Below are 17027 nucleotides of genomic sequence, written 5' to 3'. Positions count from 1 at the left end.
GGTGCTGGTTCCACTCTCCGGCGTACTGCGATCTTCGTACTTGGAGCCTGCACCTGCACGACGACGTGACCGGGGCCCGGCCGAGAGGCTGTGCGCAACGTTCACGGAGAAGTGGAGTGTCGCGTCATGGCAGGCATGCTGGGTCGTCTTGGTCGCTTTTCCTATCGCCGGCGATGGCTGGTCGTCGCGCTGTGGTTGCTCGCGCTGGGCGGGACGGTGCTGCTGGCCGTCAAGTCGGAGGGCCCGGCCAATACCAGGGCGACGATGCCGGGAATCGAGTCGCAGCAGGCGTTCGACCTGATCGCGGAGCGTTTTCCGGGCGCCGCCGCGGACGGGGCGTCGGCGACCATCGTGTTCGTCGCTCCGCGGGGTCAGGAACTGACGTCCGCGGGGAACGCGAGGGCCGTCAATGCGGCGCTGGCACTGGTTTCTGGCGGTGCTCAGGTGTCACGGGTCGTGCCACCCTCGAACGCGGGTGGCCTCAGCGCCGACGGATCGACCGGGTTCGCTTCGGTGTCGTACGGCGTTCCGTCGTCCGAGGTGACCGACGAGTCGCGCGCCGCGCTGGCCGATGCGGTGCAGCAGGCGCGGGACGCCGGGCTGACTGCGGAGATGTCCGGCTCGGCGCTCAAGACCGGCACCCGGATGAGCGCCATGGAGCTCGCCGGAGTGGCGATCGCCGCGGTCGTGCTGCTGATGACGTTCGGTTCGATGGTGGCGGCGGGTCTGCCGCTGCTCACGGCGGTCATCGGGGTGGCCATCTCGTTCCTGGGCGTCTGGGCGGCGGCCGGTCCGCTGAACATGGCGATCACCAGTGGCATGCTGGCGCTGATGCTGGGGCTGGCGGTCGGCATCGATTACGCCATGTTCGTGGTCTCACGCTTCCGGGAGGAGCGAAACGGACCGGAGGAGCGAAACGGACCGGAGGAGCCTGACGGCCGCGATGACCCCGAGCAGGCCGCCGGTCGCGCGGTGGGGACGGCGGGCTCGGCGGTGGCCTTCGCCGGGGCGACCGTGGTGATCGCGCTGGCCGGGCTGTCGGTGGTGGGCATCCCGTCGCTGGCCAAGATGGGCCTGGCCGCCGCCGGTGCGGTGGTGGTGGCCGTCCTGGTCGCGCTGACCCTGGTCCCGGCGTTGCTGGGCTTCGCCCGGAACCGGGTCCTGGCGCGAGCGCAACGCCGTGGCACGGCCCGCACCCCGGCTCGTCATCCGGCGGCGCGCCCCTGGATGCGGCTGGTGCTGCGCCGTCCGCTCGTGATCACGCTGGCTGGTGTCGCGCTGCTGGCCACGATCGCCGTTCCGGCCCTGTCCCTGCAGCTGGGCACGCCCGGGGATGCGTCGGTGCCCACTACGGAGACCCAGCGGCGCGCGTACGACCTGCGGGCCATCGCGTTCGGTCCCGGGTTCAACGGTCCGCTGACCGTGGTGGTCGACGCGCGTGGCGCCGCCGACCCGGATTCCGCGGTGAACGTTGTGGCCGACAGCCTCCGAGCGACCAGCGGCGTGGTGTCGGTGTCCAAGGCGACCTTCAACGAGCAGCGCGACACGGCCATCCTCACCGCTGTGCCGTCGACCGGCCCGACCGACGAGCGCACCGAAAACCTGGTGGAAACGCTGCGATCTTCGCGCCCGGGTGTCGAGGCGGCCGGACACGTACGGTACGAGATCACCGGCGCCACCGCGCTGGACATCGACATGGCGCGTAAGACCCAGTCGGCCCTCATCCCGTACGTGGGGCTCGTGATCGGTCTTGCGGTGTTGCTCCTGCTGGTGGTGTTCCGTTCGGTCTGGGTCCCGGTCAAGGCGGCGCTCGGCTTCCTGCTGTCCCTGTTCGCCGCGCTCGGGGTGATCGTCGCGGTGTTCCAGTGGGGCTGGGCGGCCGGCGTGCTCGGCATCGAGCAGACCGGGCCGGTCATGAGCCTGATGCCGATCCTGCTCGTCGGTATCGTGTTCGGGCTGGCCATGGACTACGAGGTCTTCCTGGTGTCGCGGATGCGCGAGGCCCACGTGCACGGCCGGCCGGCCCACGACGCGATCGTCACCGGTTTCGAGCAGAGTTCGAAGGTGGTGGTCGCGGCCGCGGTGATCATGATCGCGGTGTTCGGCGGGTTCGCGGCGGCCGACGAACCGCTGATCAAGATGGTCGGTCTCGGGCTCGCGTGTGCGGTGTTCTTCGATGCCTTCGTGGTACGCCTGACGCTGGTGCCCGCCGTCCTGCAACTGCTCGGCGAGCGGGCGTGGAGGTTGCCGCGATGGCTCGACCGCGTCCTGCCGCGCGTCGACGTGGAGGGCGGGGCGCCGAGCGGACGGCAGCCGGAACCGGAGCCGGTTCACGTAGTGTCGGCCGGATGAACGTGCTGACCGCGCTGGTCGCGTTCGTCTTCGCGGCCCTCGGGGCCAGCCTCAGCACCGAGGGCATCTTCCGGCCGGCCGAGCTGCTTCCCGGTGCGCTGCTGAGCCTGGTCGCGAGCGGGGCCCTGTACGCCTCCGTCCGCCATCCGCGGGTGGCGACCGGTGTCGCGATCTGCTGCGAGGCCGTCGCCTGCGCGGCCGGTTACCTGCCGACGCCGTTGCTGCTGGCCCCGCTGATCGGCTGCCTGTATCGGCTGACGGTCGTCAGCAGTCCCCGGGCGGCCGCGTGGTGGACCGGGATCGCGGTGGGCGCGGTGATCGTGGGCGGGGCGGCCGGCGACCCATCCCCGACCGGAGGGTCCCTGCTGCTTCGGACCGTCGGCGTCGCCCTGTGGCTGCTCCCGGCGGTGTTCGCCGGACGGATGAGCCGGGCCCAGCGGGCGTACCTGCAGATGGTCCAGGCCCGGGCGGCGGACGCCGAACGGAACCGGGACGACGACGTGCGCCGCCGGCTGAGCGAGGAACGCCTGCGCATCGCGCGTGACCTGCATGATGTGGTCGCGCATCACCTCGCGGTGGCGAACGCACAGGCCGGGACGGCGGCCCATCTGCTGGCCCGGCGCCCCGACCAGGTCCCCGAGCTGCTCGCCGGGCTGGGCGGCTCCACGTCGGCCGCTCTGCGCGAGCTCAAAGCCACCGTGGGGCTGCTCCGCGACCCCGGCGACGACTCCTCGGCGGGCATCACCCCGGCGCCCGGCCTCGACCAGCTTCCCGATCTGGTCGAGGCCTGCCGGGCGGCCGGGATCGACGTCTCGGTGATCAGCGAGGGGACGCCGCGGCGCTTACCGCCGCTGGTCGAGCTGACCGCGTTCCGGATCGTCCAGGAAGCCCTGACCAACGTCACCAAACACGCCGTCCGCCCGATCGTCATGATCTCGCTGACGTACGACGAGGACACCTTCTCGGCCGACGTGGTCAACACCTCGGCCCAGCGCGGGCCGGCCGGAACCGGGGGCTACGGGCTGATCGGCATGCGGGAACGCGCGCACGCGGTCGGCGGGTCGGTCCGGGCCGGTCCGGCCGGCCATGATCGGTACGCGGTCTGCCTCACCATCCCTCTGGCCCCATGGCAGGAAGACCAGGTACCCCGATGATCCGGATCGTGCTCGCCGACGACCAGGCGCTGCTGCGCTCGACGTTCCGCATGCTGATCGACTCCGGCGACGACCTGACGGTGGTGGCCGAGGCCGCGAACGGCGAGGAAGCGGTCGAGCTCGCTCAGCGGCACCGGCCCGATCTCGTCCTGATGGACATCCGGATGCCGGTCCTCGACGGGCTGGCCGCAACCCGGCGCATCTGTTCCGCGACCGACCTGGCCCGTACGCGGGTGCTGATCCTGACCACCTTCGAGACGGACGAGTACGTGGCCCGCGCGCTCGAGGCGGGGGCCAGCGGCTTCCTCGGCAAGGACGTCACCCCGGACGGCCTGCTCGCCGGGATCCGGACCGTGGCCGAAGGCGAGGCGCTGCTGTCCCCGTCGGCCACCCGCGCGTTGATCGACCGTTTCCTGTCCGGTTCCGGCCGCCTCGGCGGGCCGTCCCTGGGATCGCTGGCGACGCTGACCGACCGGGAGCGGGAGATGACCGCGCTGGCCGCCCACGGCCTGTCGAACCAGGAGATCGCCGAGCGCCTCGTCGTGAGCCCCTTGACGGTCCGGACACACATCCACCGGGCGATGATGAAGGTGCGGGCCCGCGACCGCGCCCAGCTGGTCGTCCTCGCCTACCAGCAGGGGCTGGTCAAGGCGTGAACGTTTCCCGGACGACCTGATCCAGTGGCCGTCCCGACGCGGGCTCGATGAACAGGTCGGCCAGCATCAGGTCGGCGAGGTACGTCAGGTTGGTGCCCGACTCCCGGCCGCTCAGCGCCTGCAAGGCCCCGCTGAGCCGGAGTGATCCGCGCAGCGCGGCCGCCGGCAGGCGGACGGCCCGGCGGGGACGACCGGCCGCCGCGGCGATCCGGGTGAACATCTCGGCCCAGGTCAGGTTCTCGTCGGCCACCGGGATGTCCTCGCCGCTGCTGTGCTCGAGCGCGTCCACCGCGACCTCGGCCACGCGGCGGGCCGAGGTGGCCGCGGTCCCGCCGGGCGGGGCGACCAGCGGCGAACGCGACCGGACCCAGCGGTCCAGGGCGGGCGCCCAGTTCGGCAGGCGGTCGCCGGCGCGGCCGAACACGAACGGCAACTCCAGCACGGCGACCGGCAGACCGGAACCGGCGGCCGCCCGCGCCTCGCGGGCCTGCTCCACCCGGCAGCGGACATAGACGTGCCGTTCCGGCAGCCGCCATTGCGGATGCAGCCGATCGAAGTACGTGTAGTACGAGCCCATGATGACGCCGCGGGTCAGGCCCTCCTCGCGGGCCGCGCCGAACAGGCGTATCACCGGCTCCACCATGTCGCGGCGGAACGCCGGATAAATCGGCCGGCGCAGCGGCCGTTGCTCGTCCGTGCGGGCGGCGAAGACCACGCCGTCGTGCCCGGACAGCAGCGGCCGCATCTGCTCGGCCGAAGCGGCCCCCAGATCGAGCCGGTGGTCGACGCCCGGCGCCGCGGACCGTGCCACGCTGGTCACCGCGTGGCCGCGTTCGCGCAACACGTCCGCGACATGAGCCCCGACCAGACCACTTCCACCCACGACGAGAATGCGCATTCGGGCATCGTCCACTGTCTGTCAAGCTCGCTCAGCGGGAGCCCGGCAGCTCCAGCGACCGGCGAAGCGCAGGCTCTCGACATCGACGCCGGCCTCCTTGAGCAGCCGGTCGCGGCTCGCCTCGGCCTGCCGCACCAGCTCCGGGCGGTCCACGCCGAGCACCAGCGACCGGAGACCGCCCGCAGCCGGGTCGCCGCGGGCCCACGCTCGCGGCCCTGCGTAACGGCGGTGGCGCGCGCCACGACCGCCCGCACCGGAGTCATCGCGGCCGGAAACCGCTGCCACCCCGGCCCGCCGATCTCCTCGAACCGCCGATCTCCTCGAACAGCCGCCCGGCCTGATCGTCGAGGGACAGCAGGACGCCCGAGGAGCTGAACAACGCGGTGCCGGGATTGTCGGCGACAGACTTCCCCCGCTCGGAGCCGGCCTCCCGGCAGGCCCGGATCACAGCTTCGATCCGGCGTTCGCGCGTCGCATTCGGCATGGACATCCCTCTGGCTCCGGGTCCGGGCACCAGAACGTTAGCCCGCCTTCGCCAGGCGGTTCTCCACCCGATCGGGCAGACGCCGGCGTTCCGGGGCCGCGACGTGCAGCACCTGGAACAGCTCGGCGGCGTCCGGAACGTGATCGGGACGCCGCTCGTGCAGCGTGACGGTGACCAGCTCCCAGGTGCGCGGGTCGATCCCGTACGCGCCCAGCTGTATTTGCCCCGCGCTGACGCTGTCGGCCAGTCGGACGTCGGTCGAGCGCGCGACCTCCACGATGTCGGTGTCGGCCGCCAGCGCCGTCTTCTGCCTCATCGCGTACGCGGGAAGGTTTGGCCATTCTGATGTTTGGTGGACGGTGCCGCCGACCCAGGTCTGCACGACCGGCCGGCCGAAGTCGCGGAGGATCGCGGTGAAGCCGGCGCCCGACCAGAGGAACGACGCCGCCCCCGCCGCGTCGGCCCACAGATAGAACGGGGCGTACTGGTTGGAGGCCGAGCCGTCGACGCCACGTTCCCGGATCAGGAACGCTTTCAACCCGAGACCGGGGTACGAGTCGAGCAGGTGCCCGGTCCGGGCGACGCGGTCCCGGATGATCCGCATGTCGTAGTCGGCGGGCAGGGTGATCTCGTACTGCATCGCCATCATGGGGTGCCTCTCAAACCCTTGAGAAGACCAAGGAGCCCCCGTACGGCGGAGGCGAACCGTTCCTCGTCGAGCTCGGCCCGGGCCAGCACGTACCCGCCTTGAAGCGTGGACAGGATCGTTGCGGCCAGGTCGTCGGGCGCGATGCCCGAGGCAAGCTCGCCGCGCTGCTGACCCTGCTCGATCACCGCCGCGATCGCCCCTCGCACTCCCGCCAGAGCCTCCGCCACCGGCTGCCGCAGGGGTTCCTCCGCGAACACGTCCGGGTCCTGCGTCATGCGACCGATCCGGCATCCGCGGAGCACGTCCCGGTCGCGCAGGAGAAACCGTTCGAGCTTCTCGTACGCCGTGCCGGGCCCCTCCAGTTCCTGTTGCGCGGCGCGCATGAGGGTGTCGGCGTTCAACCGGATTCCGGCCACCGCCAGCTCCTGCTTGCCGGTGAAGTGGTGATAGAGGCTGCCCTGCCCGACACCCGCCCGTTCCAGCACCGCCGACGGGCTGGTGCCTACGTAACCGCGCTCCCACAACAGGTCCGCCATGCCTTCAACCAGCCGCGTACGAGCGTCCTTGCCGCTCCCTCTTGCGCTCACCATACCTACTAGTATGTATGGTGAGTGGCGATCACGCTATTGCGGTGCCGAGCACAGGCTTCCCGTCGGCCAACACCTCGCGCACCCGCAGGTCGTCATCGAGGACGACAACATCGGCGGCCTTGCCCGGCGCCAGGCCGCCGGTGCGGTCGGCCATGCCCAGTAAGGCGGCCGGGGTGGTGGCCGCCGACCGGGCAACATCGGTGACGGGCAGGCCGGTGACCTGAATCGCGTGCCGCACCGCGGCGTCCATCGTGAGCGTGCTGCCGGCCAGCGTGCCGTCGGTGAGCCGCACACTGCCGCCCTCGGCAATCACCGGCACCGGACCGAGGTGGTAGCGCCCACTGGTCATGCCCGCGGCCGGCGTCGCATCGGTCACGAACGCAATGCGATCGGCCCCCGCAGCATCAACCGCAATGCGCACAGCTTCGTCATGCACATGAATGCCGTCATTGATGATTTCGCAAGTGACAGCCTGGTTGGCCAGAGCCGCACCGGCCGGTCCCGGATCGCGGTGGTGGAACTGACGCATGGCGTTGAACAGATGCGTGGCGAGCCGCGCACCCCCCGCAAACGCGTCGCGCGCCTGCACATAAGTAGCCTCGGTGTGCCCCACCGCAGCAATCGCACCGGCCGCGACCACCTGCTCGAGCAGTTCCATTCCCCCCGGCATTTCGGGGGCCAGAGTAACCACGCGCACATGCCCCCGCCCGGCCTCGAGTAGCTGCCGCAACGCCCCCGCATCCGGCGCAAGCAAGAACTCCTGGTGATGCGACCCGCGCTTGGCCGGATTCAGAAACGGCCCCTCCAGATGAATCCCGGCAATGCCCGGCTCGCCACCATCAATCATCGCGGCAATGGTGGCCACCGCCGCCACCATCCGATCCAGTCGATCGGTAACCAGACTGGCCAGCGTACGGGTGGTCCCGTGCCGCCGATGAAAGGCAACCGCCCGCCGAATCTCGTCGGCGTCATCGGTGGTGATCTGCGCTCCCCCACCGCCGTGCATGTGCAGATCAACGAAGCCGGGAAGCAGCCACCCACCCTCGAGATCCACCACTCGTCCTCCGGCCGGCGGACGACCACGGCCGACCGCCCTGATGATTCCGTCGGCAATGCTCAGCCACCCCGGATCCAGAACAACCGAAGGCGTGACAACGCGACATCCGATCAAGGTCAGCACGCCTCCACCCTAGGACGCCGGAAGCGCCTGCCCCTCGCCTGCTCAACCGTTGCTCGATCGCGCCTATGCTGCTCGGCGTGACCGACAGCGCGATGAGCGGTACGGAACTCGATGATGTGCTGCTGGCGGTCGAGCGGGCCGCTCCGGTCGACGCGGTCGAGGCGGTGACCCGGACCATAGGCAGCCGGCTGGATGCTGAGTGGGTGTCGTTTCTGGTCGCCGACATGAGTGGTCGCGCGCTGGTGCAGCTTGTTCAGATCGCGATCGGTGAGGTGTCCAGGGGCCGCCGGCAGGATCAGGATGTCGCTCATGTGATGCCGTTCGACGGTGGCCCTCAGGAGCAGGCGCTGCGTACGCAGCAAGTGCTGGTCGAGCGGGCCGGCGACCGGTTCGTGGTGCGGGCGCCGGTCACGCAGCGCGGGGAGTGCATCGGGCTGCTGGAGCTTGCGATGCCGGTCGCGCCGAGCGAGATGACGATGCGGGAGGTTTCGCAGGCCGCGCACACCCTCGCGTTCGTGGTGATCGCCAATCGCCGGCATACCGACCTGTTCGAGTGGGGTCAGCGGACGACGCCGTTCACGCTGGCGGCGGAGATCCAGCGGCGGCTGCTGCCCGGGGCGTTCACCTGTGAGGCCGATTCGTTCACTCTGTCGGCGTGGCTGGAGCCGGCGGCGAGCATCGGCGGGGACACGTTCGACTACAGCCTCGCCCGGGATCTGCTGCATCTGAGCATCACGGACGCGGTCGGCCACGGTGTGGACAGCGCGTTGACGGCGACCCTGTGCGTCGGCGGACTGCGCAATGCCCGCCGTCGCGGTGCGACGCTGCTGGAACAGGCGCAGGCGGCTAATCAGGCGGTCCTCGAGAACCGGCCGGCCGGGTCGCTCTTCGCCACCGGCCTGCTCGGTCGCCTGCAGCTGGCGACCGGGCTGCTCGAGGTGGTCAACGCCGGGCATCCGGCGCCGCTGCTGGTCCGCCGCGGGGCGGTGCTCCCCGTGGCGCTGACCGTCAATCGGCCCTTCGGAGTGCTGGCCCACCGTCCGTACCAGGGCGACCAGCTTCAGCTGCGGCCCGGCGACCGCCTCGTGCTGATCACCGACGGCATGCTGGAACGAGGCGCCGCCGCGCTCGATCTGCCCACCCGCTTGCTCGAGCTGAGGCAACTGCACCCGCGAGAGGTCGTACGCGTCCTCGGCGACCTTGTCCTCGAGGTGGCCGGCCCGGCCCTGCCCGACGACGCCTGCCTGATGGTCCTGGACTGGTACGGCGGTCACGGCACCACCCGTTCCGCCACCGCCGGGGCCGACCCCGAACGAGCCAGCACCCCCGATCGGGCTGCACCACCGCTGTAAGGACTGGCCCTTCAGAAAATCTAGTTCCGAAAGACTAGACATGCTCGCCGACGTCGGCTAAATTTCTTCTGGTCGAGAACGAAGAACAACAAAGACGCGGACGAAACCGCCCTACCGAGGCGAAGGAGCCGGACCGACGACGCCCCGGCTCAGGCACGTCGATGTCGGATGTGCCGGGTATCAGTGCAGTTCAGCATCAGGTGGCGAGGCCGACGTTTGTTTCAGGGTTTCGCCGCAAGCAGGAAAGAGTTCGTCGCACGTGTTCGGGGCCATGAAGTCGCGTGGGGTTCCAGCACCGGCGGACAGCACGATGGAAAAGGAAGACAGAGGAAAGGGAGGGTCTTACACCGTTGGATCGCCCGTTGCCACCCGCAATTCGGGCACGGCACGGACACCGCAGTTTCCATCGAACGAGAGGTGGTCTCCGGTCACGCTTATGCGGTCCTCACACCCGAAAGCCCGTTCTCAGGGTTGGTGTGGGTAACAAGTAGATGGTGTTTTAGTCCCGTAACCCTTGGGCCCCGGCACTCACACAGTGCCGGGGCCCTCGTTCTGTGATGTGTACGGGCAACCGGCCCGAGTGACGAATGTCCTGTTTGAAGAAATTTCCTCAGGGCATTTTCCCGGCTGTGGGCCGCCGGACGCCTGACAGTGCTGACGACCCCCTCAGGACGGCAGCGGTCGCCTCTTCTCGACCAGAAAGTTGTCCAGTGGAAGTTATGACCGTGTCCGGCCCCCTGCGATCAGCCGTCGTCGTCAACCCGGTGAAGGTGCCCGACCTCGACGAACTGCGCCGCACCATCACCGACGCCCTGACCGCGGAGGGCTGGCCCGAGCCGATGTGGCTCGAGACCACCGTCGACGACCCCGGCGCCGGTCAGGCCGCCCAAGCCATACGTGACGGTGCTCAGCTCGTCTTCGCCTGCGGCGGTGACGGCACCGTGATGGCTTGCGTGACCGCCCTCGCCGGCTCCGATGTCGCCCTGGCCGTGCTGCCCGCCGGCACCGGCAACCTGCTGGCCGCCAACCTCGGGCTCTCCGGCGACCTGGCCACCGGCCTCGAAGTCGTCCGGCAAGGCGGACGCCGCCGCATCGACGTCGGCATGGTCGAGGAACGGAGCTTCGCCGTCATGGCCGGGATGGGCTTCGACGCCCACATGCTCGATGCCACCAACGACACCGCCAAGAAACACGTAGGTTGGCTCGCCTACGTGGCCGGCGCCGCCAAGCACCTGCGTGACCGCCCCATGCACCTGCGCATCACTCTCGACGACAAGCCGGCCTTCACCCGCCGCCCGCGCACCGTCATCGTCGGCAACGTCGGCCGCCTGCAGGGCGGCATGCGACTGCTCAACGATGCCCAGCCCGACGACGGCCTGCTCGACGTCGCCATCCTCAGCCCCCGGACCTTGCGCCACTGGGCCGCCCTGGGCTGGGCGGTCCTGCGCCGCAAACAGAGCGTGCCGAGCATGGAAACCTGCACCGCCACCCGCGTGCAGATCCGCAGCCGGCGCCCGCAGCCCCGCCAACTCGACGGCGACCTCATCGATCCCGGCAAAGAACTGCTGGTCACCATACGACCGAAGGCTCTGCTGCTCTGCGTGCCGCAACCCGCCACCGACCCCGACCTCGCCAGCGACGCCGACGAGGTACGCGAAGCCGCGACCCGCTGATCTGAGCCGTCAGGCGTTCGCGCTCCCCCAGGCGACGTCGCCGGAGAACGCCGAGAAGTCCAGCCACATATATCGGTAGGTCCGGCCGGTGAACACCCAGCCGCTGTTCGAGCGCCGGAACGTGTCGGACCAGATTCCGTTGGTCCGGTAGTAGTTGTCGCCCGGGCCCTTCGCGGCCTCCTGGCACAGGGACCGGGCGGTGGCGACGTCGCCATCGACCTCGATGGCGCCCGGGAAGATGAACTGCATGAAGTAGTCGCGCTCCTCCCAGAGACTGCGGAACAGCGCGACGATGTCGTCCGCTCCTTCGGCCCGCCGCTCGAAGGGCTGGCCGTCGGTGCCGCCGATCACCCAGGTGGCGTCGTCGGCCCACAAGGCGCGGAAGCCGTCGAAGTCTCCCGAGGTGGCGACGTCGGCGAAACGGACGATCGTGTCTCGGATGGCCGCCTCGTCCAGCAGGCGGGCAATGGCGTCGGTGTTCGAGGTGTTGGTCATGCAGCCATCATTCGGCGGCGGCGAGAGGCCAACCAGAGAAGGCATTACGGTAGGAAAAGCGCTACCACCCTCACCTTCGCGGCGACGAGAACAAGACGAGAACAATAGGGCCCATGACCACGTACGACGCCGGGCTCGGCGCCACTCTGCGCGCCTGGCGCGACCGTCTCAGCCCGGCCGCGGCCGGGCTGCCCACCGGCCGGTCACGCCGGGCGAGCGGTTTGCGCCGCGAGGAACTCGCCGGCCTGGCCGGAATCTCGGTCGACTACGTGGTGCGCCTGGAGCAGGGACGCTTCACCACCCCCTCGGCCCAGGTGGTGGCGGCGCTGGCCCGGGCACTGCAACTGACCCGCGCCGAAAGGGATCACCTGTACCGGCTCGCGCGGCTCGTCCCGCCCGCCGACGGGCAGATCTCCGATCACATTCCGCCGGGCCTGAATCGCGTTCTGGCCCGGCTGGGTGACGCCGCCGTGGCCGTGTTCGCCGCGGACTGGCAGCTCATCTGGTGGAACCGCGGCTGGGCGGCACTGCTCGGCGACCCGTCCGCGACGCCGCCGGCGCTGCGCAACTTCGCCCTCGACACCTTCCCGGTCGACGGCGCCCGCCCTCGTCTGTCGCACTGGCCGGTCACGTCGTTCGCCGGCGACGCGGTGGAAGCCGCCGTCGTGTCCGACCTGCGCCGCGCCACGGGACGCTTTCCTCACGACCGCCGCCTGGCCGGCGTCATCCGAACCCTCCTCGAGGGCAACGCGCGCTTCGCCGAGCTGTGGAACGCCGGGGCGGTTGGCGCCCACCGCGAGGACCACAAGATCGTCGAGCACCCCACGGTCGGCCCGATCGCCGTGGACTGCGACGTCCTCATCGACGGCGACGACGAGCTGAAGACCGTGATCCTGACCGCGGCACCGGACACCGACGACGACACCAAGCTGCGCCTCGCCATGTTGTCCGGCGTTCCGCACACTGCGCCCGCACCTTGATGCCACCGGTCATGCGCGGGACCACGACTGGTTGGCTCCGCCCGTGCAGTCCCACAGCTGCATGCGGCTGCCGTTTGCGGTTCCGTTCTGCGTCACGTCGAGGCAACGGCCGGAGGCCACCCCGGTGATGGTGCCGTTGCCGTTGACGTTCCACTGCTGGTTGGCGCCGCCGTTGCAGTCGTAGATGACGACCGCTGTGCCGTTGGCGGTTCCCCGGGCCCGGGCGTCGAGGCATTTGGTGCCGTAGACCCGCAGTTCCCGGGCCGAGGTCGCGGTCCACTGCTGGTTCGTGCCCGTTCCGCAGTCATAGATCGCGACCTGGGTGTTGTTGACCGTGACAGCGCCGGGGACGTCGAGGCAACGGCCCGAGCCGGCGTTGCGCAGCCGGTTGCCGGGCACGGGGTCGGGGTCGGTGCCGGTGAGGCCCCACCCGTACCGCAGCCGGCCGGCGCCCGAGACGTTCGGGGTGGTCAGGGTCAGGTTGGTGCCGCTGCCCTGCAGCTTCTGCATCGCGTACCAGTCGTCGTTCTGCCCCGCGGTGACCTTCCCGCCGATGCCGGGCCAGTAGACCGAGCCCATGCCGAACTCGCGCAGCACCTGGGTGGTGGCGCGGAAATACCGTACGAAATTGTCGGTGCTGTTGGGGTCGTCGTAGTTCAGGCCGGTGTCCATGGGGGCGCCGAACTCGTCGATGACGGTGCGGTCGGCGCAGGATCCGAGAGCATCACGCAGGAAGTTCACCCACCCCTCGTACGTCTTGGCGCCGCTGAAGAACGTGTAGTGGTGCAGGGACAGGTACGTTCCGTCGAAGCGGCTGTCGGCGCACATCGTCTTGATGTCCTGGTTCAGGCCGGAACCGCTGATGAATACGCGGTTGCGGGGCACCGACGGTCGCGCGGCGAGCCAGGCGGCGGCCACGTTCTTCCAGTCCGCCGCGCTGTAGCCGGCCGGCTCGTTCATCGGCTCGAAGAAGACCAGCGGGTTGGCGCCGTACTTGGCCACGACGGTGTTCCACATCGCGTTGAAGGCGGCAGTGTCGGTGACCCGGCCGCCGGAGGAAACCCGGCCGTCGTCCCAGAACGACAGGATGACCTTCATGCCGCGGGTGGTCGCCGAGTCGATGACGCCGGTGTAGGAGTTCCACCACGCCGTACCGACCGAAGCGGTGTTGATCGGCAGCCGGACGGTGTTCGCGCCGAGGTTGCGGTCGAAGCCGGCAAGGACGGCGTCCGCCTTGGCGCGCACGGTGGTGTAGGTGTCGCTCGCGCTCAACCCGTACAGGACAAGCGGTTCTCCGGTAAAATTGTCGCCGGTACGGGCCCAGTTGACGCCCCGGAACTGGCTGGTCGCGGCCGACGCGCTCGGGGCCGTGGCCACCAGGACCAGCGGGATCGCCGCTAGCGCCGACACGAGGACGGCCAGTGCCGCGGACCATCCGATCCGATGATGCCGAGCCGGGCCAACTGTGGCGACTTCGGCCGCGCCGCCTGCACGCCGTCGGATCATCATGCTCCTCATCGGGGGTCGTAGAACGCGGCTTGTCACCGCATCGACCCTCTTCTATACAAGATACGTAATATGAATTCCACGGCCCCGGCACCAAATCGCAGGATCCGCACGAACGAGCCGTACGGCGCGCCCGACTCATTGACTGGTTTCTATCTCGTGTCTAACGTGTGACGTCACATGAATTGTGAACGTTCACAGACAACGAAGGTGTGACCCCATGAGAAGACGCGCGATGGCTGCCGCAGCGACCGCGGTGCTCACGGCCGCCGGCATGGTGGCGGCCGTCCTTGCCCCCGATTCGCCGGCCGCCGCCCACCCGGTCAACGCGGCCGACTTCCAGCAGGTCGAGCTGGCCCGCGGGGTGGGCGAGCTGGGCGAGCCGATGTCGATGGCGGTGCTGCCGGACCGCTCGGTGCTGCACACGGCCCGCAACGGTGTGCTGCGCCGGACCACCGCCGCCGGGGTCACGACCGCGATCGGCACGCTGCCGGTCTACACCCACGACGAGGAGGGCCTGCAGGGCGTGGGGGTGGATCCGGGTTTCTCCAGCAACCGGTACATCTACCTGTTCTACGCGCCGCCGTTGTCCACTCCCAGCGGTGACGCACCGGCCACCGGCACGGACTTCTCCGCGTGGAACGGGGTGAACCGGCTGTCCAGGTTCACGCTCAACGCCGACTACACCCTCAACACAGCCAGCCAGGCGACCGTTCTGGAGGTGGCGACCAATCGCGGCATGTGCTGCCACGTCGGCGGCGACATCGACTTCGACGCGGCCGGCAACCTCTACCTGTCCACCGGCGACGACTCGAACCCGTTCGACTCGGGCGGCTACACGCCCATCGACGAGCGCAGCAATCGCAACCCGGTCTACGACGCCCAGCGCAGCGCGGGCAACACCAACGACCTGCGCGGCAAGGTGCTGCGGATCAAGGTGAACGCGGACGCGACGTACTCGATCCCCTCGGGCAACCTGTTCGCGCCCGGCACCGCCCGGACCCGGCCGGAGATCTACGCGATGGGCCTGCGCAACCCGTTCCGGCTCAGCGTCGACAAGACGACCGGCGCGTTGTACGTCGCCGACTACGGACCCGACGCCGGCACGACCACCTCGACGCGCGGACCGGCGGGTCAGGTGGAGTTCAACCGGATCACCTCGGCCGGCAACTACGGCTGGCCGTACTGCACCGGCTCGAACACGACGAACGAGACCTATGTGGACTACACGTTCCCGTCCGGGCCGTCGGGGAACCGGTTCAACTGCGCCGCGCCGGTCAACAACTCCCCGCGCAACACGGGCCTGACCACCCTGCCGGCCGCCCGCCCGGCGTGGATCAAGTACGACAACTGCTCGCTGGCCGCGTTCGGCTGCGGCTCGGAGTCGCCGATGGGCGGCGCGGTGTACCGCTACGACGCCGCCAACCCGTCCACGGTCAAGTTCCCGGCCGCCCTCGACGGGCACTACTTCGCGATGGAGTTCGGCCGGCGCTGGATCAAGAGCATCGACGTCAACGCCGACGGGTCGGCCGGGCAGATCAGCGACTTCCCGTGGCGCGGGACGCAGATCATGGACAGCGCCTTCGGCCCCGACGGAGCCCTGTACGTCCTGGACTACGGCACCGGCTGGGGCAGCGGCGACGCGAGTTCCGCCCTGTACCGCATCGAGTACAACGGGGCTGGCAACAATCAGTCGCCCATCGCTCGCATCGCGGCCAACCCCTCGTCCGGCGCCGCACCGCTGACCGTCAGCTTCTCCTCGAGCGGCTCGTCCGATCCGGAAGGCGGGGCTCTGAGCTACTCCTGGGACTTCGGTGACGGCAGCACCTCGTCGGCGGCCAATCCCAGCCACACCTACGCCGGCACCGGCCAGCGCACGGTGACGCTCACCGTGACCGATTCCGCCGGTCTCACCGCCAGCGCCTCGACAACGATCTGGGTCGGCAACACCGCCCCGACGGTCGTGCTGAACACGCCGACCGACGGAGCGCTCTTCGCCTTCGGCGACAGCGTGCCGTACACGATCACAGTGTCGGATCCCGAGGACGGCTCCGCCGACTGCAGCCGGGTGAAGCTGAGCTACCTGCTCGGCCACGACGACCACGCGCATCCGATCAGCTCGAGCACCGGATGCTCCGGAACGCTGCAGATCCCGGTGGACGGCGAGCACGACACGGCGGCCAACCTGTTCGCGGTGCTCGACGCCGAATACACCGACCAGGGCGCCAACGGCCAGCCCGCGCTGACCACCCGGGCGCAGAAGATCCTCCAGCCCCGGCACCGCCAGGCCGAGCACCGCAACACCCAGTCCGGCACCTCGCTGTTCAGCAAGGCCACCGCCGAGGGCGGCCAGACGGTCGGCGACATCCAGAACGGCGACTGGATCGCGTTCCAGCGGTACGCACTCGCGGGCGAGAACCGTTTCACGGCCCGGGTCTCGTCGGGCGGCAGCGGCGGCACGCTCTCGGTGCGCGCCGGATCAGCCACCGGCACAGTGCTCGGATCCGTCACGGTGCCGGTCACCGGGAGCTGGGAGACCTTCACCGACGTGTCGACGACCCTGTCGGGTGCGCCGGCCGGCACCGCCACCCTGTACCTGACCTTCAGCGGTGGCACCGGGACGCTGTTCGACGTGGACGCGTTCACGATCGGCACGGCGACCGGCGGTGGGAGCACCGGGCGGATCGTCGGCGCGAACGGCTCGTGCGTCGACGTCAACGGCGCCAGCTCGGCCGACGGCACCAAGATTCAGCTCTGGACCTGCGGCACCGGCACCAACCAGCAGTGGACCCGCACCGGCGACACCTGGCGGTCCCTGGGCAAGTGCATGGGCGTGGCCGGGGGCGCGACGGCCGACGGCAGCCTGGTGCAGCTGTCGACCTGCAACGGTTCCGCCGCGCAGAACTGGACGGCGGGAGCCAACGGATCGGTCGTCAACACCGGCTCCGGCAAGTGCCTGGACGCCAACGGCGCCAGCTCGGCCAACGGCACCCAGCTGATCATCTGGGCCTGCCACGGAGGCACCAACCAGCGCTGGACCCTGCCATGAGAGGCCCGA

At 69.9% G+C, this 17027-nt stretch carries 15 protein-coding genes; 7 read left to right on the top strand and 8 right to left on the bottom strand.

Annotated elements, in window-relative coordinates:
* The first annotated feature begins 126 nt into the window (after positions 1-126).
* From ACZ3I4_RS42315 to ACZ3I4_RS42305, 3 genes are read left to right on the top strand one after another with little or no spacing between them, the layout of a single operon-like run.
* The gene (locus tag ACZ3I4_RS42315) at positions 127-2352 is read left to right on the top strand and encodes an MMPL family transporter (RefSeq protein WP_465387781.1); all 2226 of its coding nucleotides are present in this window, start codon (positions 127-129) and stop codon (positions 2350-2352) included.
* A complete protein-coding gene (locus ACZ3I4_RS42310) occupies positions 2349-3506 on the top strand; it encodes a sensor histidine kinase (protein ID WP_465387780.1) in 1158 nt (385 codons plus the stop codon). The genes ACZ3I4_RS42315 and ACZ3I4_RS42310 overlap by 4 nt, the downstream gene beginning before the upstream one ends.
* Positions 3503-4162 carry a response regulator transcription factor gene (locus ACZ3I4_RS42305; RefSeq protein ID WP_465387779.1) on the top strand — a complete coding sequence of 220 codons (660 nt, stop codon included), beginning with the start codon at positions 3503-3505 and terminating at the stop codon, positions 4160-4162. Before ACZ3I4_RS42310 ends, ACZ3I4_RS42305 begins: the two co-directional genes overlap by 4 nt.
* Here ACZ3I4_RS42305 and ACZ3I4_RS42300 read toward each other — a convergent pair.
* The 6 genes from ACZ3I4_RS42300 to nagA all read right to left on the bottom strand — a co-directional run bounded on the left by ACZ3I4_RS42300 (position 4152) and on the right by nagA (position 7963).
* The gene (locus ACZ3I4_RS42300; protein WP_465387778.1) at positions 4152-5060 is read right to left on the bottom strand and encodes an NAD-dependent epimerase/dehydratase family protein; all 909 of its coding nucleotides are present in this window, start codon (positions 5058-5060) and stop codon (positions 4152-4154) included. The two genes, ACZ3I4_RS42305 and ACZ3I4_RS42300, sit on opposite strands and share 11 nt — an antisense overlap.
* Positions 5061-5081: 21 nt before the next feature.
* Positions 5082-5213, bottom strand: a complete 132-nt coding sequence (locus ACZ3I4_RS42295) for a hypothetical protein (RefSeq protein ID WP_465387777.1) — start codon at positions 5211-5213, stop codon at positions 5082-5084.
* Positions 5214-5319: 106 nt separating this feature from the next.
* Complete coding sequence (locus ACZ3I4_RS42290) at positions 5320-5544, bottom strand: hypothetical protein (RefSeq protein WP_465387776.1); 225 nt, start codon at positions 5542-5544, stop codon at positions 5320-5322.
* A 37-nt stretch (positions 5545-5581) separates the two neighbouring features.
* Positions 5582-6193, bottom strand: a complete 612-nt coding sequence (locus ACZ3I4_RS42285) for a DUF4865 family protein (RefSeq protein ID WP_465387775.1) — start codon at positions 6191-6193, stop codon at positions 5582-5584.
* Positions 6190-6729, bottom strand: coding sequence for a TetR/AcrR family transcriptional regulator (locus ACZ3I4_RS42280; RefSeq protein ID WP_465387774.1), 540 nt, complete (start codon positions 6727-6729; stop codon positions 6190-6192). Before ACZ3I4_RS42280 ends, ACZ3I4_RS42285 begins: the two co-directional genes overlap by 4 nt.
* Positions 6730-6811: 82 nt before the next feature.
* Complete coding sequence (gene nagA / locus ACZ3I4_RS42275; RefSeq protein ID WP_465387773.1) at positions 6812-7963, bottom strand: N-acetylglucosamine-6-phosphate deacetylase; 1152 nt, start codon at positions 7961-7963, stop codon at positions 6812-6814.
* Between the two features lie 77 nt (positions 7964-8040).
* Between nagA and ACZ3I4_RS42270 the strand changes: the two genes are divergently transcribed.
* Both ACZ3I4_RS42270 and ACZ3I4_RS42265 read left to right on the top strand, forming a co-directional pair.
* Positions 8041-9315, top strand: a complete 1275-nt coding sequence (locus tag ACZ3I4_RS42270; RefSeq protein ID WP_465387772.1) for a PP2C family protein-serine/threonine phosphatase — start codon at positions 8041-8043, stop codon at positions 9313-9315.
* A 719-nt stretch (positions 9316-10034) separates the two neighbouring features.
* A complete protein-coding gene (locus ACZ3I4_RS42265) occupies positions 10035-10988 on the top strand; it encodes a diacylglycerol/lipid kinase family protein (RefSeq protein WP_465387771.1) in 954 nt (317 codons plus the stop codon).
* Positions 10989-10997: 9 nt separating this feature from the next.
* Here ACZ3I4_RS42265 and ACZ3I4_RS42260 read toward each other — a convergent pair whose 3' ends face one another.
* On the bottom strand, positions 10998-11483 hold the full coding sequence (locus ACZ3I4_RS42260; protein WP_465387770.1) for a nuclear transport factor 2 family protein: 486 nt from the start codon (positions 11481-11483) through the stop codon (positions 10998-11000).
* Positions 11484-11596: 113 nt separating this feature from the next.
* Between ACZ3I4_RS42260 and ACZ3I4_RS42255 the strand changes: the two genes are divergently transcribed.
* Positions 11597-12463, top strand: coding sequence for a helix-turn-helix transcriptional regulator (locus tag ACZ3I4_RS42255; RefSeq protein WP_465387769.1), 867 nt, complete (start codon positions 11597-11599; stop codon positions 12461-12463).
* Positions 12464-12472: 9 nt separating this feature from the next.
* Here ACZ3I4_RS42255 and ACZ3I4_RS42250 read toward each other — a convergent pair whose 3' ends face one another.
* Positions 12473-13873, bottom strand: a complete 1401-nt coding sequence (locus ACZ3I4_RS42250; RefSeq protein ID WP_465387768.1) for a ricin-type beta-trefoil lectin domain protein — start codon at positions 13871-13873, stop codon at positions 12473-12475.
* Between the two features lie 316 nt (positions 13874-14189).
* Here ACZ3I4_RS42250 and ACZ3I4_RS42245 point away from each other — a divergent pair, with 316 nt between their 5' ends.
* A complete protein-coding gene (locus ACZ3I4_RS42245) occupies positions 14190-17018 on the top strand; it encodes a PQQ-dependent sugar dehydrogenase (RefSeq protein WP_465387767.1) in 2829 nt (942 codons plus the stop codon).
* Positions 17019-17027 lie beyond the last annotated feature (9 nt).

Source organism: Actinoplanes sp. NPDC021490 (assembly GCF_055562135.1).
The sequence above is the reverse complement of the archived record's forward strand: the minus strand, read 5'-3'. Positions and strand labels throughout refer to the sequence as shown.